We start from the raw sequence: 22661 nt of genomic DNA on the forward strand, positions 1-22661 counted from the left end.
GGACGGGCGCCTCACCCTGCCACTTGACAGACGTCCACTACATATCAGTCGAGCTGCATGATCAGCTCGGTCACCACCTCGGAGCGGGCGTTGGAGAACGTCTTGTCCTCGCCCACCACCGCGAAGCCACGGCGGGCGAGGATCTTCTGGGGCCCGACGTTGTCCGCGGGGACGTGGGCGCGGATGGGACGGTCCGTGAAGGAGGCGAGGAACGCGTCCACGGCCGAGGTGGTGATGCCCTGACCCCAGTACTCGCGGGCGGTCCAGAAGGAGAGCTCGGGAACGGAGCGGATGCCGGACACGATCAGGGCGCCGGCCACCGCGCCGTCCTGCTCGATGGTCCAGACCTGGGTGTCCGCGTCGTTGAGCAGTCCCGACCAGTGGTAGTCGAAGACGCCCCGGTCCTGCGGGTTGCGCGGGGCGAAGGCGGCCATCTGGTTGGCCTCGGGATCCTGCTGGTGCTCGAAGAAGCGGTCCAGGTCCTCGGATCGGACTTCACGAAGTTGCACGGGACAGTGACCTCCTCGTCACGGGTAGCCGCCGGATCCGGCGCGGGCTCGGACCCACTGTACGCGCAATCGGGGCCGGATCCGTGCGTGGTGGCGATCGAACGGGCCCCGGGTCTCGACAGCCCGCGGTACCGGTGACTACGATCTCCATCAGATTCGGTTACTAACCATTCACCGAAACCCAGTCGCCAGGAAGGCCACCGTCATGACCACTGCCCCCCAGTCCACCCGAGGCGCCGTCGCCGGGCCGGAACTCGACGAGGACTACCGCGACCTCGTGGCCATGGTCCGGGAGTTCGCCAACGAGGTCGTCGCCCCGGTGTCCGCCGAGCTCGACGCCCGGCACGAGTTCCCGTACGACATCGTGCGCCAGATGGGCGAGCTGGGCCTGTTCGGGTTGCCGTTCCCGGAGGAGTACGGCGGCATGGGCGGGGACTACTTCGCCCTGGCCCTGGCCCTGGAGGAGCTGGGCCGGGTCAACCAGTCGGTCGCGATCACCCTGGAGGCCGGGGTGTCCCTGGGGGCCATGCCGGTCTACCGGTTCGGCACCGAGGACCAGCGGCAGCAGTGGCTGCCGGAACTGGTCACGGCCCGGCGCCTGGCCGGATTCGGCCTGACCGAGCCGAACGGCGGCTCGGACGCCGGCGGGACGCAGACCACGGCCAGCCTGGCCGACGGCACCTGGACCGTCAACGGCGCCAAGGAGTTCATCACGAACTCCGGGACCGACATCACCAGCCTGGTCACCGTCACGGCGGTCACCGGGACCACCGCGGGCCGGGACGGGAAGCCGGGCAAGGAGATCTCGACCATCCTCGTGCCCTCCGGGACGCCCGGCTTCACGGTCGGCCAGGCCTATGACAAGGCCGGCTGGAACTCCTCGGACACCCATCCCCTGTTCTTCGACGACGTGCGGGTGCCCGAGGCCAACCTCCTGGGGGAGCGGGGGCGCGGTTACGCCAACTTCCTGTCCATCCTCGACGAGGGGCGCATCGCGATCGCCGCCCTGGCCACGGGGGCCGCCCAGGGCTGCGTGGACGAGTGCGTGGCCTACGCGAACACCCGCCTGGCCTTCGGGCAGCCGATCGGCAGGAACCAGGCCGTCTCCTTCAAGATCGCCCGGATGCAGGCGCGCGCCCACACCGCCCGGCTGGCGTACTACGAGGCGGCGGCCAAGATGCTGGCCGGCAAGCCGTTCAAGACCGAGGCCGCCATCGCCAAGCTGGTCGCCGGCGAGGCCGCCATGGACAACGCCCGGGACGCCACCCAGGTGTTCGGCGGCTACGGGTTCATGAATGAGTCGCTGGTGACCCGCCACTACCGCGACTCCAAGATCCTGGAGATCGGCGAGGGCACCACCGAGGTGCAGCTGATGCTGATCGCCCGTTCGCTGGGGCTCTGATCGACCAACCCTGTGATGGACTTCACTTTCTGTCTAGGATAACCACGTCATAACTCTCACAGGCATCCTCGTGATGCCGTCCTGACAAGGGGGCTTCGTGTCTTCAACACCACACCCCGACCTGGCTGACAACGGTCACGTCGACTTCCGGGCCGTACAGTCCACACCGCAATTCCAGGAGCTGCGCCGCACCCACCGGAGCTTCGTCTTCCCGTGGACCGTGGTGTTCCTGGTCTGGTACTTCCTCTACGTCATCCTCGCGGCGTACTTCCCCGAGTTCATGGCGATCAAGGTGCTCGGCAACATCAACCTCGGCATCGTCATCGGGCTGCTGCAGTTCGTCTCCACCTTCGTGATCACCGGCCTGTACGTGTCCTTCGCGAACCGCAGGCTGGACCCGAAGGCCACCGCCATCCGCGAGGAACTCGAGGCTCTCGATCCCTCCATCGCCAACCAGAGCCTCGCTGAGGGAGGAAACAAGTGAACATCGCCCCCGTCCTCACCACCGCCGCCGAGGGGACCAACGTCGGCGAGCCCTGGCTCAACATCCTGATCTTCGGCATCTTCGTCGCCATCACCCTGGTCATCGTGCTCAGGGCCTCGAAGAACACCAAGACCGCAGCCGACTACTACGCCGGCGGCCGCTCCTTCACGGGCACCCAGAACGGCACCGCCATCGCCGGCGACTACCTGTCGGCGGCCTCGTTCCTCGGCATCGTGGGCGCGATCGCGATCAACGGTTACGACGGCTTCCTGTACTCGATCGGCTTCCTCGTCGCCTGGCTCGTCGCCCTGCTCCTGGTGGCCGAGCTGCTGCGCAACACCGGCAAGTTCACGATGGCGGACGTGCTGTCCTTCCGACTGCAGCAGAAGCCCGTGCGCATCGCCGCTGCGCTGAGCACCCTGATGGTCTGCGTGTTCTACCTGCTGGCGCAGATGGCCGGTGCGGGCGCCCTGGTGTCCCTGCTGCTGGGCATCGACGACCGGCTCGGGCAGTCCCTCGTCATCGCCATCGTCGGGGCGCTGATGATCCTCTACGTGCTGGTCGGCGGCATGAAGGGCACCACCTGGGTGCAGATCATCAAGGCCTGCCTGCTGATCGCCGGCGCCTTCATCATGACCGTCTGGGTGCTGGCCCTGTTCGGTTTCAATTTCTCGGCCCTGCTCGGTCAGGCCGTCGCGCTCAGCCCCCATGGCGAGGCCATCCTCGCCCCGGGCCTGCAGTACGGCGTCAGCGAGGTCGCCAAGCTCGACTTCCTGTCCCTCGGTCTGGCCCTCGTCCTGGGCACCGCCGGCCTGCCGCACGTGCTGATGCGCTTCTACACGGTGCCCACGGCCAAGGAGGCCCGCAAGTCCGTGGTGTGGGCGATCGTGCTCATCGGCGCCTTCTACCTGTTCACCCTGGTGCTGGGTTATGGGGCCGGCGCGCTGATCGGCCCTGAGCGGATCCTCAGCGCCCCGGGCGGAGTCAACTCCGCGGCCCCCTACCTGGCCTTCGAGCTGGGCGGACCGCTGCTGCTGGGCCTGATCTCCGCCGTCGCGTTCGCGACCATCCTGGCGGTCGTGGCCGGACTGACGATCACGGCGGCCGCCTCCTTCGCTCACGACGTCTACGCCTCCGTGCTGGCCAAGCACAAGCCGAGCCCGGAGAAGGAGGTCAAGATCGCCCGCCGCACCGTCGTGGTCATCGGCATCCTGGCCATCGTGGGCGGTATCGGTGCGCAGGGCCAGAACGTCGCCTTCCTCGTGGCGCTCGCATTCGCGGTGGCCGCCTCGGCCAACCTGCCCACCATCCTCTACTCGCTGTTCTGGAAGGGCTTCACCACCCGGGGCGCGCAGTGGTCGATGTACGGCGGACTGGCCGCGGCGATCCTCCTGATCGTCTTCTCCCCGGTCATGTCGGGCACCGAGACCTCGATGATCCCGGGTGCCGACTTCGCCTTCTTCCCGCTGAAGAACCCGGGCATCATCTCGATCCCGCTCGCGTTCTTCCTCGGCTGGCTGGGCTCGGTCACGGAGAAGCGTGCCGAGGACCCCGCCAAGCAGGCGGAGATGGAGGTCCGTTCCCTCACCGGTGTCGGTGCCGAGAAGGCGGTCGACCACTGACCGGCTGACCGCCCCGACGGCGACGGCCTCGGACCACCTCGGTCCGGGGCCGTCGCGCTGTCCTGCCGCCGCGGCCGGTGCAGGCACCTCCCAGCGGACCCGGCCATAATGGACCGGTGACCTCCGCCCAGACCGTCCCCGCCACCGCCACCCCCGAACGCCGACGGGTCACCCTGATCGGGTCCACCGGGTCGATCGGCACCCAGGGGCTGGACGTCATCGCCCAGGCCCCCGAGCGCTTCACCGTGGCCGGGCTCGCCGGCGGTGCCAACACCACGCTGCTGGCCCGGCAGGCGGTCGCCACCGGGGCCCAGGCCGTGGGCAGCGCCACCGCCACCACGGACGAACTGGCCCGGGCGATCGCCGCCGCCGCCGCCGAGGCGGGCGTCCCGGTGCCGTCGCAGGCCCTGTTCACCGGGCCCACCGCGGCGGCCGAGGTGGCCGCGTGGGAGGACGCCGACGTCGTGCTCAACGGCATCACCGGCTCCATCGGTCTGGGGCCCACCCTCGCCGCCCTGCAGGCCGGACACCTGCTGGCCCTGGCCAACAAGGAGTCCCTGATCGTCGGCGGGGCCCTCGTCCGGGCCGCCGCGGCCCCCGGACAGCTGGTCCCGGTGGACTCCGAGCACTCCGCGCTGGCCCAGGCCCTGCGCTCCGGGTCCGCCCACGAGGTCCGCCGGCTGGTCCTCACCGCCTCCGGCGGGCCCTTCCGTGGCCGCAACCGGTCCCAGCTGGCCACCGTCACCCCGGCCGAGGCCCTCGCGCACCCCACCTGGGACATGGGCAGGGTGGTCACCACCAACTCGGCCACCATGGTCAACAAGGCCCTCGAGGTGATCGAGGCCCACCTGCTCTTCGACGTCCCCCTGGACCGGATCGACGTGGTGGTCCACCCCCAGTCCGTGGTCCACTCCATGGTCGAGTTCACGGACGGCTCCACCATCGCGCAGGCCTCACCGCCGGACATGCGCCTGCCCATCGCGCTGGGGATCGGCTGGCCGCATCGGGTGCCCGGCGCGGCACCGGGCTGCGACTGGACGCAGGCGGCCACGTGGACCTTCGAACCCCTGGACGAGGAGGCGTTCGGCGCCGTGGCCCTGGCCAAGCAGGCCGCCGCGGCCTCGCCCACCCACATGGCCGTCTTCAACGCCGCCAACGAGGAGGCCGTGGAGGCCTTCCACGACGGGGCCATCGGCTTCCTGGACATCGAGGACACCGTGCGCGCCGTGGTGGGGGAGTACGACCCGGACGCCGTGCTCGAGGGCCAGGGGCTGACGGTCGAGTCCCTGGCGGCCGCCGAGCGGTGGGCCCGCACCGCGGCGCGGTCACGCTGGGACGGGCGGTGACGGGCGTGGAGGTGCTCTGGTTCATCATCGGGGTGCTCGCCGTGGCACTCGGGATCGCCGTGTCCATCGCGTTGCACGAGGTCGGGCACCTCGTCCCCGCCAAGCTCTTCGGCGTGCGGGTCACCCAGTACATGATCGGGTTCGGTCCCACGCTGTTCTCCCGCCGCAGGGGGGAGACCGAGTACGGCGTGAAGGCCATCCCGCTGGGCGGTTACGTGTCCATGATCGGCATGTACCCGCCCGTGCACCCGGAGGCGGGGGAACGTCCGCGCAATGCCAGCACCGGCATGTTCCAGCAGATGGCCACGGACGCCCGGCAGATGTCCGCCGAGGAGCTGCGCCCCGGGGACGAGAAGAGGATGTTCATCGCCCTGCCGGTCTGGAAGCGGATCGTCATCATGCTCGGCGGCCCCTTCATGAACCTCGTCATCGCCTTCGTGCTCACGGCCGTCCTCGTCACCACCACCGGGGTCGCCACCCCCTCCACCACCGTCTCGGAGGTCTTCCGGTGCGTGGTGCCCGCCGCCGTCCAGCAGGAGCGGGCCGCCGCCGGCCAGGAGGACTGCCAGCCCGGGGACCCGGAGGCCCCGGCCTACGCGGCCGGCCTGCAGCCCGGGGACACCATCACCGCGTTCGACGGCACGCCCGTGCGGACCTGGGACGAGCTCTCCGGCGCCATCCGGGACCGGGCCGGCCGGCCCACCGCCGTGACCTGGGAACGGGACGGCGTGGAGCAGGTCGGCACCATCACCCCGCGGCTCACCGAACGGCCCGTCACGGATGAGCTGGGCAGGGTCCAGGAGGACCCCGACGGCAGCCCCCGCACCGAACAGGTCGGCTTCGTGGGCATGGGGTCTCAGGTCGAGAACGTCCCCGCCCCGGTGACGGAGGCGTTCCCGGTGATGGGCCGGCAGCTGCAGGCCACCGCCGAGGTAGTGGTGGTGCTGCCCGTGAAGCTCTGGGAGACCGCGGAGGCGGTGTTCGGCCCCGAGGAGCGGGACCCCAACGGGCCGATGTCCGTGGTCGGCGTCGGCCGGATCGCCGGTGAGGCGGCCGCCCTGCCGGAGGTGCCCCTGGCGGACAAGGCCTCGATGCTGCTGTCCCTGGTGGCCGGCGTCAACGTGGCCCTGATGGTGTTCAACCTCATCCCGCTGCTGCCCCTGGACGGCGGACACGTGGCCGGGGCGCTGTGGGAGGCGATCCGCCGCGGCTGGGCCAGGATCACCCGGCGCCAGGACCCCGGCCCGTTCGACATCGCCCGGCTCCTGCCGCTGACCTACGTGGTGGGCATCGCCCTGCTGGGCATGGGGCTGCTGCTCATCGTGGCGGACATCGTGGAACCCGTCCGCTTGTTCTGACCCGCCCCTGACCTAGGGTGGGGGCATGGAGAAGATCTTCGCCGTCCAGTACACCTACGTCGCCGGGCTCGGGGAGGAGCGTGATGCCCACCGTGCCGCGCACCGCGAGTTCCTGACCTCCCTGGGGCCGGCCATGGTGGCCGCCGGGGCCTTCGTCGACGACCCCTCGGCCGCCCTGCTGCTGGTCCGCGCGGACTCCGATGAGGCCGTCCGGGACCTGCTCGACGGCGACCCGTTCAAGAAGCAGGGCCTGATCCACTCCACCGACGTCCACGAGTGGAGCTGCGCCGTGGGGGAGCAGGCCGCGGTGATCCGGGGCGGGCACTCCTGATCCGCCCGAGCCGCCGGGCACTGCTGGCCGGGCTCACCGGCACCGGTACCGCCGCGTTCCTCACCGCCTGCACCTCCTCCGACGGCACTCCGGGCGGGACCGGGGCGCCGGCGTCGTCCCCGGCCCCCACCCGGACAGCGTCCCCGGCCCCCGCCCCGACGACGGCCCCGGAGCTGCCCGGGGGCGGCACCCGGTTGTTCCCGGGCCGGCGGATGGTCGCGCTCTACGGGACTCCCGGAACCGGTGCGCTCGGGATGCTCGGCGAGCAGGACGTGGACGAGGCGATCGCCCGGGCCGCGGAGCTGGCCGCCGAGTACCAGGAGCACAGCCGGGAGCCGGTCATCCCGGCGTTCGAGATCATCTCCACCGTGGCCACCGCCGCCCCCGGCCCCACCGGGCACTACAGCACCCCGGTGGACCCCGACCGGTTGCGCGCCTGGGTCGAGGCGGCCGGCGAGGCGGACACCTACGTGGTGCTGGACCTGCAGCCGGGGACCGCGGACTTCCTCAGCCAGGCCCGGATGTTCGAGGACCTGCTGGCACGGCCCCACGTGGGTCTCGCCCTGGACCCCGAGTGGCGGTTGCGGCCGGGGCAGCGGCACATGCGGCAGGTCGGCCAGGTCTCCGCCGCCGAGGTCAACGAGGTCACCGCCTGGCTGGCCGGACTCGTGACCGCGCACCGGCTGCCGGAGAAGCTGGTGATCCTGCACCAGTTCCAGGTGCGGATGATCCCGGACCGCCGGGACGTGGAGTCCCGCGACGGACTGGTGCTGATGGTCCACGCGGACGGCCACGGGACCCCGGACCAGAAGCAGGAGACCTGGCGGGCCCTGAAGCAGGACCTGCCGGCCGGGATGCGCCTGGGCTGGAAGAACTTCGTCGACGAGGACCACCCGACGTTCACGCCGGAGCAGACCATGACCATGGTCACTCCCCAGCCGTGGTTCGTCTCCTACCAGTAGACTGGGCTCGAATCCTAACCGTCAGTGAACCAGGAGTCCCTCCGTGCCCGTCAGCCTCGGCATGCCCGCCGCCCCGCCGCCCGTCCTGGCCCCGCGCCGCAAGACGAGGCAGATCTCCGTGGGCAGGGTCGGCGTCGGCTCGGACCACCCGGTCTCCGTGCAGTCGATGACCACCACGAAGACCCATGACATCGGGGCGACCCTGCAGCAGATCGCCGAGCTCACCGCCGCCGGCTGTGACATCGTGCGCGTGGCGTGCCCCACGGACAAGGACGCCGCCGCCCTGAAGGTGATCGCCCAGCAGTCCACCATCCCGGTCATCGCGGACATCCACTTCCAGCCCAAGTACGTCTTCGCGGCGATCGAGGCCGGCTGCGGCGCCGTCCGGGTGAACCCGGGCAACATCAAGCGCTTCGACGACCAGGTCAAGGAGATCGCCCAGGCCGCCTCCGAGGCCGGCACCTCCATCCGGATCGGCGTCAACGCCGGCTCCCTGGACAAGCGCCTGCTGGAGAAGTACGGCAGGGCCACCCCGGAGGCCCTCGTGGAGTCCGCGGTCTGGGAGGCCTCCCTGTTCGAGGAGCACGGCTTCCGGGACTTCAAGATCTCGGTCAAGCACAACGACCCGGTGGTCATGGCCCGCGCCTACGAACTGCTGGCCGCGCGCGGCGACTGGCCGCTGCACCTGGGCGTGACCGAGGCCGGACCGGCCTTCCAGGGGACCATCAAGTCGGCCACCGCCTTCGGTTACCTGCTGGGCCAGGGGATCGGGGACACCATCCGCGTCTCGCTGTCCGCGCCGCCGGTCGAGGAGATCAAGGTCGGCCTGCAGATCCTGCAGTCCCTGAACCTGCGCGAGCGCAAGCTGGACATCGTCTCCTGCCCGTCCTGCGGACGCGCCCAGGTGGACGTCTACTCGCTGGCCGAGGAGGTCACCGAGGGGCTCAAGGACCTGACCGTGCCCCTGCGCGTGGCCGTCATGGGCTGCGTCGTCAACGGCCCGGGCGAGGCCCGCGAGGCCGACCTGGGGGTGGCCTCCGGCAACGGCAAGGGCCAGATCTTCATCAAGGGCGAGGTCATCAAGACCGTCCCCGAGGACCAGATCGTCGAGACCCTGCTGGCGGAGGCGCGTCGCATCGCGGCCGAGTCCGGCATCGAGGACGGCAGCGGGGAAGGGACTGATGGCCGGGATCCTGTCCAGGGCTCGCCCGTGGTCACCGTCAGCTGACGACGCCGTCCGCCGGGCCACCGGCGGAGTCGTCCGCGTCCTGACGCCCGCGGACACCGCGGCCCTGGCCGCGCTGGCCGCCGCGGACCCGGTGGCCAACTGCTTCGTCGAGTCCGTCCTCGAGAACGGCCGGCACGCCGGCAGCACCCGCTCCGGCGGGTCCCTGTTCCTGGGCATCGACGCCGCCGCAGCGCCCCCGGCCCCCGGCCGGGCCCCGAGACGCGGCCCCGGGCTGGAGGCCGCCTGCTGGGTGGGTGCCAACATCGTCCCGGTCGGCGCCTCCCCCGAGGCCGGCGCCCTGTTCGGCCGCGCACTGCTGGCACTGCGGCGCCGCTACGCCTCCGTCTACGGCCCTCGCGACGCCGTGCTCTCGATCTGGCAGGAACTGGGCCGGGGGCCCCAGCGCGCCCGCCAGGTGCGCGACGAGCAACCGCTGATGGTCCTGCCCGGCGCGCCCGCCGTCGAGCCCTCGCCCCGGGTGCGGCCGGCCCGGCCGAAGGAGTTCCACACCGTGCTGCCGGCCTGCGTGGCGATGTTCGAGGAGGAACTCGGGTTCTCGCCGCTGGCCAACGGTGCCGTGCAGTACCGGCTGCGCGTGGAGGACCTCATCCGCAACGGTCACTGCCTCGTGGACCTGGACGACGCCGGCCGGGTCCGGTTCAAGGCCGACCTCGGGGTGGTCTCGGCCCGGTGCTCCCAGATCCAGGGGGTGTGGGTGGACCCCTCGCTGCGCGGCCGCGGGCTGGCGGCACCCTCGATGGCGGCGGTCGCGGCCTACGCCCACACCATCACGGAGCACGTGAGCCTCTACGTCAACAGCTTCAACACGGCGGCCCTGCGGACCTACCGGACCGTCGGGTTCGAACAGGTCGGCACGTTCGCCACCGTGCTGCTCTAGCCGGTCCACGGCACGCGGGTGACCTATGCTTTCCTAGTCATCACCACCGGCGTCCAGAAAGCACAGCCTGGCCATGAATCCTCACCCCTTCCGCCCCGCCCCCGCGCTGCGGGCCGTCCTGGGCGCCGGCGTGCTGGCCCTGGCCCTCACCGCCTGCGGCGGGTCCGGCACGGAGGGGGAGACCACCCCGGCCCCGCCCACGGGGTCGGCCACCGGGTCGGCCACGGAGGCCACCCCGAGCGCCTCGACGACCCAGGACGGGGCCGTCTCCGGCATCGAGGCCGCCCTCAAGGCCGTCCTGGGGGAGCAGGCGCAGATCGTCAGCGGGGACAGGCTCCAGCAGCTGACCGAGAGCGCCCAGGGCATGACCGCGGAGATGACGGTCACCCCCGAGGAGTGCGGCCAGCAGGGACTGGCAGCGCAGACGGGCCGGTTGCCGGAGGGCACCGAGCTGGTCGGGGGGATCGTGGTCGACGCCGAGGACCCGGCCTCCCCGGCGTCTGACATGCTCAGCGTCACCCTGTTCCCGGACGCCGCCGCGGCCACTGCGGCCCTGGCCGACTACGAGGAGTTCGCCCGGACGTGCTCGTCCTACACGATCGGGATGGGGGAGGGGATGACCGCAGAGGCCACCCTGGAACTCGCCGACGTGGAGGCCGACGCCGCGCTGGCCATGACGATCGGCACGTCCGTGGCGATCGAGGACGTCGACCTGCCCGAGGGCACCGAGTCCTCCACCTCCACCACCCTCTACGTCCAGGACGGCGAGAGACTGGTCACCTACGCGGGTTCCCGCGTCGGGGACCGGACCGTCCCCGTCGAGGAGGGCCTGGAGAAGGTCGAGTCCCTGCGCGCCGAACTCGACGGCTGAACACCGTCCCCCGCTTTCCCAGACCGCAACACCGTACCCACCGATCGGAGCCGAAGTGCCCCTGCGCATGTCCACCCTGTTCCTCCGCACCCTGCGTGATGACCCGGCCGACGCCGAGGTCGCCAGCCACCGGCTGCTCGTGCGCGCCGGCTACATCCGCCGAGCCGGCCCGGGCGCCTTCACCTGGCTGCCGCTGGGCATGCGGGTGAAGAACCGGGTCGAGCAGATCGTGCGCGGGGAGATGGACGCGATCGGCGGCCAGGAGGTCCAGTTCCCGGCCCTGCTGCCCAAGGAGCCCTACGAGGTCTCCGGGCGCTGGGAGGACTACGGCGACGGCATCTTCCGCGTCAAGGACCGCAAGGGCGCCGACTTCCTGCTCGCGCCCACCCACGAGGAGATGTTCACCCTCCTGGTCAAGGACCACTACTCCTCCTACAAGGACCTGCCGGCGTACCTGTACCAGATCCAGACCAAGTACCGGGACGAGGCCCGGCCGCGGGCGGGCCTGTTGCGGGTGCGGGAGTTCATCATGAAGGACTCCTATTCCTTCACCGTGGACGACGCCGGCCTCGAGCGTGCCTATCAGGACCATCGGGCCGCCTACCTGCGCATCTTCGCCCGGCTGGGCCTGGAGGTCGTGCCGGTGCAGGCCACGGCCGGCGCGATGGGCGGCTCCGCCTCGGAGGAGTTCCTGCACCCCTCGCCGATCGGCGAGGACACCTTCGTGGAGTCCGACGGCGGCTACCGCGCCAACGTCGAGGCGGTCACCACCGTGGCACCCGCACCGCTGGACGAGGCGGCGCTCGCGGGCGCCCCGGCGGCCGAGGTGAAGGACACCCCGGACTCGACGACGATCGCGGCCCTGGTGGAGGTGTCGAACCAGCTCGCCCCGCGTGCGCAGGGCGAGTGGACCGCCGCGGACACGCTCAAGTGCGTCGTGGTCACCGCCGTGCTCGACGGCGAGCAGCGGCGGCCCTTCGTCGTCGCCGTGCCCGGGGACCGGGACGTCGACCTCAAGCGGCTGGAGTCCGGCGTCGGGGAACTGCTCGGCGCCACGGGCGAACCGACCCTCGAGGCGGCCACCGAGGAGGACCTGGGGAAGGTGCCCTCCTTCGTCAAGGGGTACATCGGCCCGGCCCGCGTCGCGGCGGACGGTGCGTCGACCCAGTTCCTGGGCGGCGAGGCCGAATCCGGCGTGCCCTTCTTCGTGGACCCGCGGATCGCCCCCGGCACCCCCTGGATCACCGGGGCCAACGCGTCCCAGCAGCACGTCTTCGGCCTCGTGGCCGGGCGCGACTTCACCTGGGACGGCGTCGTCGAGGCCACCGCGGTGCGCGACGGCGACCCGGCCCCGGACGGCTCGGGGCCCCTGCGGACCCGTCGCGGCATCGAGATGGGCCACATCTTCCAGCTCGGCCGCCGCTATGCCGAGGCACTGGACCTGAAGGTGCTCGACGAGAACGGCAAGCAGGTCGTCGTCACCATGGGCTCCTATGGCATCGGCGTCACCCGGGCCATCGCCGCCCTGGCCGAGTCCAACCACGACGAGAAGGGCCTGGTGTGGCCGCGGGCGGTGGCCCCGGCCGACGTCCACGTGGTGGCCACCGGCAAGGGCGAGGAGATCTTCGCCGCCGCCGAGGAACTGGTCGCGGGCCTGGAGGAACGCGGACTGACGGTGCTCTACGACGACCGGAAGAAGGTCTCCGCCGGCGTGAAGTTCTCCGACGTGGAACTCATCGGCATCCCCACCTCCGTGGTGGTGGGCCGCGGGCTCGCCCACGGCGTCGTGGAGGTCAAGGACCGTGCGACCGGGGAGGCCCGGGAGGTGGAGGTGGCCACGGCCGCCGACGTCATCGCCACGCTCGTGGCCGGCTGATCCGGGCGGGAGGGGACCGTGCTGACGGGGCTGGAGGACATCACCGTTGCCACGGTGGTCATGATCGTGCTGGCGGGCCTGGCCGCCGGCTGGATCGATGCCGTCGTGGGCGGGGGCGGCCTGCTCCAGCTGCCCGTCCTGCTGATGGTGCCCGGCATCTCGCCCGTCCAGGCGCTGGCCACCAACAAGATGGGCTCCGTCTTCGGCACCACGACGAGCGCCGTCACGTACTACCGGCGCGTGCACCCGGACCTGCGGACCGCGTTGCCGATGGCCGGGGTCGCCCTGGTGGGCAGCTTCTGCGGGGCGATCGTGGCCACGCTGCTGCCGGCCGAGGTGATCAAGCCCGTCATCGTGCTGGCACTGGTCGGGGTGGCCGTGTTCACCGCGGCCCGGCCCCAGCTGGGCCGGGACACCGGGCTGCGGTACGAGGGCCGGCGGCACCTGGCCGTCGCGATCGTCATCGGCCTGGTCATCGGCTTCTACGACGGCCTGCTCGGTCCCGGGACCGGGACCTTCCTGGTCATCGCGCTGGTGGCGATCCTCGGCTACGACTTCCTGCAGGGCTCGGCCAAGGCCAAGATCGTCAACCTGGCCACCAACCTCGGGGCCATCGCGTTCTTCCTGCCCTCGGGCCATGTCCTGCTCGGGCTGGGGCTCATCCTGGGTGCGGCCAACATGGTGGGCGGTTACGTCGGTGCCCGCATGGCGGTGCAACGCGGTGCCGGGTTCATCCGCGTGGTCTTCCTCATCGTGGTGTTCGTGCTGATCGCGCGGCTGGGATACGACCTGTTGCTGGGCCGGTAACCTAGGGCGAATGACTGAGAACCCCACAGCCCGTCAGCCGGGCTCGCTCGCCGAGCTGGTGGCCCCCGCCGTCGAGGCCGCCGGGATGTACTTCGAGTCCGTCACCGTGGCGGGCGATCCCGGGCACCGCAGCCTGCAGGTCGTCGTCGACCGCCCCGAGGGCACCGCCGGGCTGGACCTGGACGACGTGGCCGCCGTGGCCACCGCGGTGTCCGAGGCGCTGGACGCCGCCGGGGACCACCTGCCGGAACTGGGCAGCGAGCCCTATCAGCTCGAGGTCTCCTCGCCGGGCGTCTCGCGTCCGCTGACGGAGCCGCGTCACTGGCGCCGCAACGTGGGGCGCATGGTGACCGTCTCGCTCGGGGGACAGGAGGTCACGGCCCGCATCCGGGAGGCGGACGAGTCCGGCGTGGTGCTCGTCCCCGTGCGTGCCGGGGCCAAGAAGGGGATGCCCGCCAAGGTGGGGGAGCCCGAACGCCACGACTACGACCGCCTCGGCCCGGGGCGGGTGCAGGTAGAGTTGTCCAGCGGTGGCGGCGATGCCTCCCGCGAACAACTGGACACGGAGGTCTGAGTGGACATCGACATGAGCGCGCTGCGGCTGCTGGAGAAGGAGCGCGAGATCCCGCTGGACAAGCTCGTGCCCACGATCGAGCAGGCCCTCCTGGTCGCCTACCACAAGTCTCCCGGCGCGTTGCAGCAGGCCCGCGCCGAGCTGGACCGCAAGACCGGTCACGTGACCATCTGGGCCACCGAGCTCGATGAGGACGGTACGGCCGTCGGGGAGTTCGACGACACTCCCCAGGGCTTCGGCCGGATCGCCGCGTCCACGGCCCGGCAGATCATCCTGCAGCGGTTGCGCGACGCCGAGGACGACCAGATCCTGGGCGAGTTCAAGGGCCGGGAGGGTGAGCTGATCTCCGGGCTCATCCAGCAGGGCACCAATCCCCACATGATCCAGGTCAGCCTCGGGTCCGTCGAGGCCGTCCTGCCTCCGCCGGAGCAGGTCCCCGGCGAGGACTACTCCCACGGCACGCGCCTGCGGGCCTACGTGGTGGACGTCCACCGCGGCCTGAAGGGCCCCTCCATCACCCTGTCCCGCTCGCATCCCGGACTGGTCCGGAAGCTGTTCGAGCTGGAGGTCCCGGAGATCGCGGACGGTTCGGTCGAGATCCTGGCCCTGGCCCGCGAGGCCGGGCACCGCACGAAGATGGCCGTGAAGTCCACCCGGCCCGGTGTCAACGCCAAGGGAGCGTGCATCGGTGAGATGGGTTCGCGGGTCCGTGCCGTGATGAGCGAGCTGAACGACGAGAAGATCGACATCGTCGACTACAGCGAGGACCCGGAACGGTTCATCGCCAGCGCGCTGTCCCCCGCCCGCGTGAGCTCCGTCACGGTGGTGGACGCCGCCACCCGCTCCGCCCGGGTGGTGGTGCCGAGGGACGTGCTGTCCCTGGCCATCGGCAAGGAGGGCCAGAACGCACGCCTGGCCGCCAAGCTGACCGGTTGGCGCATCGACATCGCCGGCGAAGACCGCACCTGAGCCCCGGGCGACCCCGGTGGGGGCGCGGGAACGACGACTGGGGTAGACTGGTTCAGGTCCAATTCCCTTCCGAAGGCAGAACGACTCCCGATGCAGGCACACACCCCGGTGCGGACCTGCGTCGGATGCCGAGGCAGGGAGGACCACACCAAGCTGGTGCGACTGGTGCTGGACGGTGTCACGGGTTCCCGATCCGTGGTGCCCGACCCACGCCGCCGCATGCCGGGCCGAGGGGCCTGGCTCCACCCGGACCCCGCTTGCCTGCAGACCGCCCTGAAGCGAGGCGCATTCAACCGGGCCTTCCGTGGCCCGGTCGACGCGACCGCCCTGGCCGGGCTGCTCGCCGGGCACCTGGATGCACCGGCACTGAGAACGAACGACGAGAGCGGGTCAGAGATCTGATGGAAACCCGATGAGCACCAAGCGATGAGTGCCCAACGATGAACACCTTTGACGTACATCGGTCCGTCTGACGCGGTCTAGGAGGAGCCCCCGGCTCCACCCACAGGCCACGGCGCGGACCAGAACAGGAGAACCGTGGCCAAGGTCCGCGTCCACGAGCTCGCCAAGGAGCTCGGAATTTCATCCAAGGAGGCCCTGAACAAGCTTCAGGACATGGGCGAATTCGTCCGCTCCGCCTCCTCGACCATCGAACCCCCGGTGGTCAAGAAGCTGCGCTCCGCCTATGCGGACGCCGCTCCCAAGTCCTCGGGTGCCCCGGCCCCGGCCGCGAAGGCCCCTGCCGCCAAGCCCGCCACCGCCGCGAAGCCCGGTTCCGCCGCGCCCAAGCCCGGTTCGGCCGCGCCCAAGCCCGGTTCGGCGGCCCCCCAGGCCCCGGCAGCACCGGCGCCCGCACCGGCCGCCCAGGCCCCGGCAGCACCGGCCCCGGTCGTGGAGACCCCTGCCGTCCAGGCGCCTGCCGCTCAGGCCCCGGCCGAGAAGCCGGCGGCCCAGGCCCCCCAGCCGCCCGTCGTCGACCAGGCCCCGGCCCCGGACAGCGCCGCCCCCACCCCGGGCCCGGTCGCACCGAAGTCCCCGGCCGCCAAGCCCGGAGCCCCGCGTCCGGCCCAGCCGGCACGCGCCGGCGCGCCCAAGCCGGGTGGGGCCCGTCCCGGGAACAACCCGTTCACCTCCAAGGACTCCGGTGCCCGTGCCGGCGCCCCGCGTCCGGGCGGTCCCCGTCCCGGTGGCCCGCGTCCGGGCAACAACCCGTTCGCACCCAAGCAGGGCATGCGGTCCGGTCGTCCGGAGGAGCGCTCCGGCGGTCCGCGTCCGGGTGGTCCCCGTCCGGCGGGTGCCCCCCGTGCGGGCGCCGGTGCCGGCACTCCCGCGGCTCCGCGTCCGGGCGGCCCACGCCCGAGCCCGAACATGATGCCCGGCCACATCAACAAGCCCGCTCCCGCCTCGGCCCGTCCGGGCGGCCGTGGCCGTCCCGGTGGCGGCACCGGCGGCGGGCCCGCCGGTGGCGGTCCGCGCGGCGGCCGCACGGCCCGTGGCGGCACCCAGGGTGCCTTCGGCCGCGGTGGCGGTCCGCGGGGCAAGCAGCGCAAGTCGAAGCGCGCGAAGCGTCAGGAGCTGGAGCAGCAGACTCGCGAGATCGGCGGCGTCAAGGTCCCCCGCGGCAGTGGCGAGACCATCCGCCTGCGCCGTGGTTCCTCGCTGGCCGACCTGGCCGAGAAGATCAATGCCGATTCGGCGGCGCTGGTGAAGGTGCTGTTCCAGCTCGGTGAGATGGCCAACGCCAACCAGTCCCTGGACGAGGACACCTTCGCGGTGCTCGCCGGCGAACTCGGCTACACGATCGAGATCGTGTCCCCCGAGGACGAGGACAAGGAGCTGCTGGAGACCTTCGACATCGATCTCGAGGCCGAGGAGGCCGCCGAGACCGAGGAGGACCTCGAGCGCCGTCCGGCCGTCGTCACCGTCATGGGCCACGTGGACCACGGCAAGACGCGCCTGCTGGATGCCATCCGCTCCACCAAGGTGATCGAGGGCGAGGCCGGCGGCATCACCCAGCACATCGGCGCCTACCAGGTGGACTTCGAGCACGACGGCACGCCGCGCCAGCTGACCTTCATCGACACCCCGGGCCACGAGGCGTTCACCGCCATGCGTGCCCGTGGTGCCAAGGTCACGGACATCGCCGTGCTCGTGGTCGCCGCGGACGACGGCGTCATGCCGCAGACCGTCGAGGCCCTGAACCACGCCAAGGCGGCCGGTGTGCCGATCGTGGTGGCGGTCAACAAGATTGACAAGCCGGAGGCCTCACCGGACAAGATCCGCGGCCAGCTCACCGAGTACGGGCTGGTGCCGGAGGAGTACGGCGGCGACACGATGTTCGTGGACGTCTCGGCGAAGAACAACCTCAACATCGAGGACCTGCTCTCCGCCGTCCTGCTCACCGCGGATGCGGCGCTGGACCTGACCGCGAACCCGAACAAGGGCGCTCGTGGCGTGGCCATCGAGGCCAACCTGGACAAGGGCCGCGGTTCCGTGGTCACCGTCCTGGTGCAGTCCGGAACCCTGCACGTCGGGGACAACATGGTGGTGGGCAACGCCCACGGCCGCGTCCGGGCGATGTTCGACGACAACGGCGAGACCGTCACGGAGGCGCTGCCCTCCCGTCCGGTCCAGGTGCTGGGCCTGTCCTCCGTGCCCCGGGCCGGTGACACCTTCCTGGTCACCGAGGACGACCGCACCGCCCGCCAGATCGCCGAGAAGCGCGAGGCGGCGGACCGCAACGCCATGTTGGCCAAGCGCCGCAAGCGGATCTCCCTGGAGAACTTCGACCAGGCCGTGGCCGAGGGCAAGATCGACACCCTCAACCTCATCATCAAGGGCGATGCCTCCGGTGCCGTCGAGGCGCTCGAGGACTCCCTGCTGGAGATCGAGGTCGGGGACGACGTGCAGCTGCGCGTCATCCACCGCGGTGTGGGTGCGATCACCCAGAACGACGTCAACCTGGCCACGGTGGACAACGCCATCATCATCGGCTTCAACGTCCGCCCGGCCGAGCGCGTCGCCGACCTCGCCGACAAGGAGGGCGTGGACATGCGCTTCTACTCGGTGATCTACGACGCGATCGACGACATCGAGGCAGCGCTCAAGGGCATGCTCAAGCCGGAGTACGAGGAGGTCCAGCTGGGCAGCGCGGAGGTCCGCGAGGTCTTCCGCTCCTCCAAGTGGGGCAGCATCGCCGGTTCGCTGGTCCGGTCCGGCCTCATCCGCCGCAACGCCGCGGCCCGCCTCGTGCGGGACGGCGCCGTGGTGGCCGGGAACCTCAAGATCGAGTCCCTGCGCCGGTTCAAGGACGACGCCACCGAGGTCCGCGAGGGCTACGAGTGCGGTATCGGCCTGGGCGGCTTCAACGACATCAAGGAAGGCGACGTCATCGAGACCTTCGAGATGCAGGAGAAGCCGCGCGCCTGATGCGCGTCCGACACGGAAGAAAGGACTGAAGTCCCATGGCCGATCCGGCACGCGCGGGCCGACTGGCCCAACGCATCAAGGTGCTGGTCGCCGAGGCCCTGCGCAAGCGGGTCAAGGACGACCGGACGGAGTCGATCACGATCACCGAGGTGCGGGTCACCAACGACCTGCAGCACGCCACCGTGTACTACACGGTGCTCGGTGACGGCACGGCCGCCGAGGGTGTCCGGGAGGTCCTCGAGACCCACCGGGGCGCCATCCGGCACGAGGTCGGCCGCCAGCTGACCATCCGGCTGGTGCCGACCCTGGAGTTCGTGGCCGACGACGTCCCCGAGGCGGCGGCACACCTCGAACAGGTCCTCCAGCAGGCGAAGGAGCGTGACGCCGAGCTGGCCCGCCAGCGGCAGAACGCCTCCTTCGCGGGAGAGGCCGACCCCTACCGCACGGACGGGGACGAGGACAGCCCCCGGTGAGCCGGGAGCTGCCCGAGGGCGCTCCGGGCACCTCCGCCTCCGGGCTGGTGCTGGTGGACAAGCCGGCCGGCTGGACCTCCCACGACGTCGTCGGGAAGGTCCGCCGGCTGGCCGGCACCCGGAAGGTCGGCCACGCCGGCACCCTCGACCCGATGGCCACGGGCCTGCTCGTGGTCGGCTTCAACAAGGCCACCCGGCTGCTCACCGCCATCACCGGGTCCGACAAGACCTACCTGGCCACCGTGCGGCTCGGCCAGAGCACGGTCACCGACGACGCCGAGGGCGAGGTCGTGCAGACCAGGCTCGCCAACGCCGTCACCGAGGACCGGGTGCGTGCGGCGATGCTCCCGCTGACCGGCGCGATCCAGCAGGTGCCCTCGGCCGTGTCCGCCATCAAGGTGGACGGCCGGCGCGCCTACGACCGGGTCCGCTCCGGTGAGGACGTCACCCTCGAGGCCCGGCCGGTCACCGTCCGCCGTTTCGAGCTGACCGGGTTCCGGCGCCTGGACGGCGGGCGCATCGTGGACCTGGACGTGGAGGTCGACTGCTCCTCCGGTTCCTACATCCGGGCCCTGGCCCGGGACCTCGGCGAGGCGCTGGACACCGGCGGGCACCTGACAGCGCTGCGCCGCACCGCCGTCGGGCCGTTCTCGGTGGCCGACGCCGTGACCATCGAGCAGCTGGGGGAGCGGTTCACCGCGACGGACCTGTCCGAGGCCGCCGCCGGATTGTTCCCCGTCCGCCGGCTGACCCCGGACGAGGCGGTGGAGCTGTCCTTCGGCCGGCGGATCACCGCGACCGGTCGTGAGGGCACCGTGGCGGGGCAGGCCCCGGACGGAGCCGTCGTCGCGCTCCTCAGCGACCGGGACGGCAGGGCCAAGCCGGAGATCGTGTTCGCGCCGGCCGCGTCGGACGGTGCCCCGTGATCCTCGATGCCTGGTTCTGGGCGGGGACGGTGGTGTGTGCCCTCTCCCTGCTCATCTGCGTCGTCATGACGGTGCTGCGCCGCTTCCCGGCGGACGCCTCGATCCTCTCGATCGCCGCCGTCGAGCTATTCCTGCTCGTCTACGGCACCGGGGCGGCGTTCCGGATGTCCGGGGGTGAGGCGGTCAGCGGAGCCCTCTGGGAGTTCTGGGGGTACGTCCTCACCGCGCTGGTGGTGCCCCTGGTGGCCTTCGTGTGGGCCGTGACGGACAAGACCCGTTGGTCCAACCTGGTGATGGCCGCCGTCGGCCCCACCGTCTTCGTGATGTTGTACAGGATGCAGGTGATCTGGTTTGGCTGAGAAGGTCCTCGAGTCCGGGGGTGCGCCCGCCCGGCCGAAGCGCAACCAGGGGCTGGGCCGCATCCTGGTGATGGTCTACGCCGTCTTCGCCCTGTCCTCCTTCGCCCGGTCGCTGTACCAGCTCGCCACGGAGTTCTCCGCCGCCCCGCTGGCCTACCTGCTCTCCGCCTTCGCCGCCGCCGTCTACATCGTGGCCACGCTGTCCCTGGCCCGCACGGGGCGCACCGCCTGGTACGTCTCCCTGGTCGCCGTCCTGGTGGAACTGGCCGGGGTGCTCGGCGTGGGCCTGTGGACCGTGCTGGACCCGGAGCTGTTCGCGGACGACACCGTGTGGAGCCGTTTCGGCGCCGGTTACGGCTACATCCCGCTCGTCCTGCCCCTCCTCGGCCTGGCCTGGCTGCTCACGCACCGTGACGAGGTCGCAGGCCGCACCGGAGCGGGTGGATAATGTTCAGGGTCCCCGGAATCCCGTGGACCTGAAGGACCGACGAGGCGGAAGGACCGTAGTGCACTACTGGGACGGGCTGGCCGAGGTGCCCCCGGGACTCGAGCCGTCCGTCGTCACCATCGGGAACTTCGACGGCGTGCACCGAGGACACCGGCAGGTGCTCGAGCACGTGGTCTCCACGGCCCGCTCCGCCGGGCAGTGCGCGATCGCGATCACCTTCGACCCGCACCCGCGCGTGGTGCACCGGCCCAACGAGCCGCAGGAGTCCATCACGGACCTGCAGGAGAAGTCCCGCCTGCTGTCCCAGGTGGGCCTGGACGGCCTGGTCGTCATCCACTACACCCTCGAGTTCGCCCAGCAGAGCCCCGAGGAGTTCGTGCGCAACGTCATCGTCAACGCCCTGCATGCCCGCACCGTGGTGGTCGGCCGCGACGTCCGCTTCGGGTACCGCAACGCCGGCGACTTCGACACGATGTGCGCCCTGGGCCAGAAGTACCACTTCGACGTGGTGCCGGTGGCCGACTACGGCGAGGACCGCCGGTGCTCCTCCACCTGGATCCGGGACGCGCTGCGCGCCGGGGACGTCTCCGAGGCCGCCGGGGTGCTCGGCCGGAACCACCGCGTCCACGGCGAGGTCGTGCACGGGTTCGCCCGCGGCCGGGAACTGGGCTTCCCCACCGCCAACCTCTCGGACGAGGTCCAGGGGATGATCCCGGCCGACGGCGTGTACGCGGGCTGGCTGCACGAGGAATCCGGCCGCCGCTGGCCGGCGGCGATCTCCGTGGGTTCCAACCCGACCTTCGACGGGGTCTCCCGCGTGGTCGAGGCCCACGTGATCGACCGGCCGGACGAGGCCGTGGAGGACTTCGACCTGTACGGCCAGCAGGTCGCGGTCGAGTTCGTCGAGCGGCTGCGCGGCATGGTCGCCTTCGAGGGCATCCCGAAGCTGATCGAGCAGATGACCGACGACGTCGACCGCACCCGTCAGGTCCTGGCCGTCCCCTCGTGAGTCCCGTCCCCCCGCGCCCGACGGCCGCCCCCCGGCTGACGGAGGCCGCCCGGCTTCACCAGGGCGAGGCGTTCCTCGCCACCGGCCGGCGCTACGACGCGATCCGGCCGTCCTATCCGGCCGGCGTGGTGGACTTCCTGGTCCCCGCCGGCGCCCGGACCGCCGTGGACCTCGGGGCCGGCACGGGACTGTTCACCGCCCTGCTGGACGCCCACGGACTGGAGGTGAGCGCCGTCGATCCCTCCGCGGCGATGCTCGAGGTCCTGCGGGCCGCACTGCCCCGCGTGCGCACCGTGCAGGCCGAGGGCGAGCGGACCGGGCTGCCGGACGGCTGCGCGGACGTGGTGACCGCCGCCCAGGCCTGGCACTGGATCGATCCCGAGGCCGGGGCCGGGGAGGCCGCACGGCTGCTCGGGCGCGGCGTGCTGGGCATCGTCTCCAACCAGCTGGACACCTCGGTGCCCTGGGTCCACCGGCTCAGCCGGATCATGCACGCCGGTGACGTGCACCCGCCGCGGCAGCCTCCGGCCGTGGGGGAGCGGTTCACGGCACCCGAGGGCCGGTGGTGGCACTGGACCCAGCCGATCACCCCGGAGGGGCTCCACGACCTGATGGCCACCCGGTCCTACCACCTGCGCGCCACGGACGCCGTGCGTGACCGGATGCGCGCCAACCTGGACTGGTACCTCCTCGAGCACCTGGGACACGCGCCCGGGGAGCTGCTGGAGCTGCCGTACGTCACGAGCGCGTGGCGTTGCGAGGTCCGGCCCCTCTGCTAGG

General features: G+C 71.5%; 23 protein-coding genes. 22 read left to right on the forward strand and 1 reads right to left on the reverse strand.

Features of this window, described 5'->3' with window-relative positions; translation table 11 throughout:
• Positions 1–44: 44 nt before the first annotated feature.
• Positions 45–509: a GNAT family N-acetyltransferase gene (locus tag PLJ28_RS05855; RefSeq protein WP_183524236.1), complete on the reverse strand. Its 465-nt coding sequence runs from the start codon at positions 507–509 to the stop codon at positions 45–47.
• Between the two features lie 205 nt (positions 510–714).
• Here PLJ28_RS05855 and PLJ28_RS05860 point away from each other — a divergent pair, with 205 nt between their 5' ends.
• The 22 genes from PLJ28_RS05860 to PLJ28_RS05965 all read left to right on the forward strand — a co-directional run bounded on the left by PLJ28_RS05860 (position 715) and on the right by PLJ28_RS05965 (position 22660).
• Positions 715–1911 (forward strand): acyl-CoA dehydrogenase family protein, encoded by a 1197-nt coding sequence (locus PLJ28_RS05860; protein ID WP_183524240.1) that lies wholly within the window; start codon positions 715–717, stop codon positions 1909–1911.
• 97 nt (positions 1912–2008) lie between these two features.
• Entirely contained in the window at positions 2009–2395 is a 387-nt protein-coding gene (locus tag PLJ28_RS05865) for a DUF485 domain-containing protein (RefSeq protein ID WP_183524243.1), read from the forward strand.
• Positions 2392–4017 carry a monocarboxylic acid transporter gene (locus PLJ28_RS05870; protein ID WP_183524244.1) on the forward strand — a complete coding sequence of 542 codons (1626 nt, stop codon included), beginning with the start codon at positions 2392–2394 and terminating at the stop codon, positions 4015–4017. Before PLJ28_RS05865 ends, PLJ28_RS05870 begins: the two co-directional genes overlap by 4 nt.
• 116 nt (positions 4018–4133) lie before the next feature.
• The gene (dxr, locus tag PLJ28_RS05875) at positions 4134–5363 is read left to right on the forward strand and encodes a 1-deoxy-D-xylulose-5-phosphate reductoisomerase (RefSeq protein WP_183524247.1); all 1230 of its coding nucleotides are present in this window, start codon (positions 4134–4136) and stop codon (positions 5361–5363) included.
• Complete coding sequence (locus tag PLJ28_RS05880; RefSeq protein WP_183524250.1) at positions 5360–6721, forward strand: M50 family metallopeptidase; 1362 nt, start codon at positions 5360–5362, stop codon at positions 6719–6721. Before dxr ends, PLJ28_RS05880 begins: the two co-directional genes overlap by 4 nt.
• A gap of 25 nt (positions 6722–6746) precedes the next feature.
• Complete coding sequence (locus tag PLJ28_RS05885) at positions 6747–7052, forward strand: YciI family protein (RefSeq protein WP_183524253.1); 306 nt, start codon at positions 6747–6749, stop codon at positions 7050–7052.
• Positions 6998–8014 (forward strand): hypothetical protein, encoded by a 1017-nt coding sequence (locus PLJ28_RS05890; protein ID WP_298043778.1) that lies wholly within the window; start codon positions 6998–7000, stop codon positions 8012–8014. The genes PLJ28_RS05885 and PLJ28_RS05890 overlap by 55 nt, the downstream gene beginning before the upstream one ends.
• A gap of 61 nt (positions 8015–8075) precedes the next feature.
• Positions 8076–9242: a flavodoxin-dependent (E)-4-hydroxy-3-methylbut-2-enyl-diphosphate synthase gene (ispG, locus tag PLJ28_RS05895; protein ID WP_040385342.1), complete on the forward strand. Its 1167-nt coding sequence runs from the start codon at positions 8076–8078 to the stop codon at positions 9240–9242.
• A complete protein-coding gene (locus PLJ28_RS05900; protein ID WP_183524259.1) occupies positions 9196–10140 on the forward strand; it encodes a GNAT family N-acetyltransferase in 945 nt (314 codons plus the stop codon). The genes ispG and PLJ28_RS05900 overlap by 47 nt, the downstream gene beginning before the upstream one ends.
• 73 nt (positions 10141–10213) lie before the next feature.
• Entirely contained in the window at positions 10214–11011 is a 798-nt protein-coding gene (locus tag PLJ28_RS05905; protein WP_324589968.1) for a sensor domain-containing protein, read from the forward strand.
• A gap of 55 nt (positions 11012–11066) precedes the next feature.
• Positions 11067–12887: a proline--tRNA ligase gene (locus PLJ28_RS05910; RefSeq protein WP_324589969.1), complete on the forward strand. Its 1821-nt coding sequence runs from the start codon at positions 11067–11069 to the stop codon at positions 12885–12887.
• A gap of 60 nt (positions 12888–12947) precedes the next feature.
• Positions 12948–13694, forward strand: a complete 747-nt coding sequence (locus PLJ28_RS05915; protein ID WP_221243473.1) for a sulfite exporter TauE/SafE family protein — start codon at positions 12948–12950, stop codon at positions 13692–13694.
• A 10-nt stretch (positions 13695–13704) separates the two neighbouring features.
• Entirely contained in the window at positions 13705–14268 is a 564-nt protein-coding gene (gene rimP, locus PLJ28_RS05920) for a ribosome maturation factor RimP (RefSeq protein WP_183524270.1), read from the forward strand.
• Positions 14269–15237 carry a transcription termination factor NusA gene (gene nusA / locus PLJ28_RS05925; protein WP_183524273.1) on the forward strand — a complete coding sequence of 323 codons (969 nt, stop codon included), beginning with the start codon at positions 14269–14271 and terminating at the stop codon, positions 15235–15237.
• A gap of 90 nt (positions 15238–15327) precedes the next feature.
• On the forward strand, positions 15328–15639 hold the full coding sequence (locus PLJ28_RS05930; protein WP_324589971.1) for a YlxR family protein: 312 nt from the start codon (positions 15328–15330) through the stop codon (positions 15637–15639).
• A 135-nt stretch (positions 15640–15774) separates the two neighbouring features.
• Positions 15775–18666 (forward strand): translation initiation factor IF-2, encoded by a 2892-nt coding sequence (infB, locus tag PLJ28_RS05935; protein ID WP_324589972.1) that lies wholly within the window; start codon positions 15775–15777, stop codon positions 18664–18666.
• Between the two features lie 35 nt (positions 18667–18701).
• The gene (gene rbfA / locus PLJ28_RS05940; RefSeq protein WP_010145191.1) at positions 18702–19139 is read left to right on the forward strand and encodes a 30S ribosome-binding factor RbfA; all 438 of its coding nucleotides are present in this window, start codon (positions 18702–18704) and stop codon (positions 19137–19139) included.
• Complete coding sequence (gene truB, locus PLJ28_RS05945) at positions 19136–20065, forward strand: tRNA pseudouridine(55) synthase TruB (RefSeq protein ID WP_298043987.1); 930 nt, start codon at positions 19136–19138, stop codon at positions 20063–20065. Before rbfA ends, truB begins: the two co-directional genes overlap by 4 nt.
• Entirely contained in the window at positions 20062–20424 is a 363-nt protein-coding gene (locus tag PLJ28_RS05950) for a hypothetical protein (protein ID WP_183524285.1), read from the forward strand. Before truB ends, PLJ28_RS05950 begins: the two co-directional genes overlap by 4 nt.
• Positions 20417–20872, forward strand: coding sequence for a hypothetical protein (locus PLJ28_RS05955; RefSeq protein ID WP_183524288.1), 456 nt, complete (start codon positions 20417–20419; stop codon positions 20870–20872). The genes PLJ28_RS05950 and PLJ28_RS05955 overlap by 8 nt, the downstream gene beginning before the upstream one ends.
• Positions 20873–20930: 58 nt before the next feature.
• Positions 20931–21881: a bifunctional riboflavin kinase/FAD synthetase gene (locus PLJ28_RS05960; protein ID WP_183524291.1), complete on the forward strand. Its 951-nt coding sequence runs from the start codon at positions 20931–20933 to the stop codon at positions 21879–21881.
• Positions 21878–22660 carry a class I SAM-dependent methyltransferase gene (locus PLJ28_RS05965; RefSeq protein WP_298043983.1) on the forward strand — a complete coding sequence of 261 codons (783 nt, stop codon included), beginning with the start codon at positions 21878–21880 and terminating at the stop codon, positions 22658–22660. Before PLJ28_RS05960 ends, PLJ28_RS05965 begins: the two co-directional genes overlap by 4 nt.
• The last annotated feature ends 1 nt before the right edge of the window (position 22661 follow it).

The organism is Citricoccus sp., from assembly GCF_035445025.1.
Lineage (GTDB): Bacteria > Actinomycetota > Actinomycetes > Actinomycetales > Micrococcaceae > Citricoccus.

Bases quoted from the DNA above. Each gene is read 5' to 3' on its own strand.
- rimP (WP_183524270.1), top strand. From the start codon at position 13,705: ATGACTGAGAACCCCACAGCCCGTCAGCCGGGCTCGCTCGCCGAGCTG.
- rbfA (WP_010145191.1), top strand. From the start codon at position 18,702: ATGGCCGATCCGGCACGCGCGGGCCGACTGGCCCAACGCATCAAGGTG.
- PLJ28_RS05915 (WP_221243473.1), top strand. From the start codon at position 12,948: ATGATCGTGCTGGCGGGCCTGGCCGCCGGCTGGATCGATGCCGTCGTG.
- PLJ28_RS05885 (WP_183524253.1), top strand. From the start codon at position 6,747: ATGGAGAAGATCTTCGCCGTCCAGTACACCTACGTCGCCGGGCTCGGG.
- PLJ28_RS05860 (WP_183524240.1), top strand. From the start codon at position 715: ATGACCACTGCCCCCCAGTCCACCCGAGGCGCCGTCGCCGGGCCGGAA.
- PLJ28_RS05900 (WP_183524259.1), top strand. From the start codon at position 9,196: ATGGCCGGGATCCTGTCCAGGGCTCGCCCGTGGTCACCGTCAGCTGAC.
- PLJ28_RS05930 (WP_324589971.1), top strand. From the start codon at position 15,328: ATGCAGGCACACACCCCGGTGCGGACCTGCGTCGGATGCCGAGGCAGG.
- ispG (WP_040385342.1), top strand. From the start codon at position 8,076: ATGCCCGCCGCCCCGCCGCCCGTCCTGGCCCCGCGCCGCAAGACGAGG.
- PLJ28_RS05905 (WP_324589968.1), top strand. From the start codon at position 10,214: ATGAATCCTCACCCCTTCCGCCCCGCCCCCGCGCTGCGGGCCGTCCTG.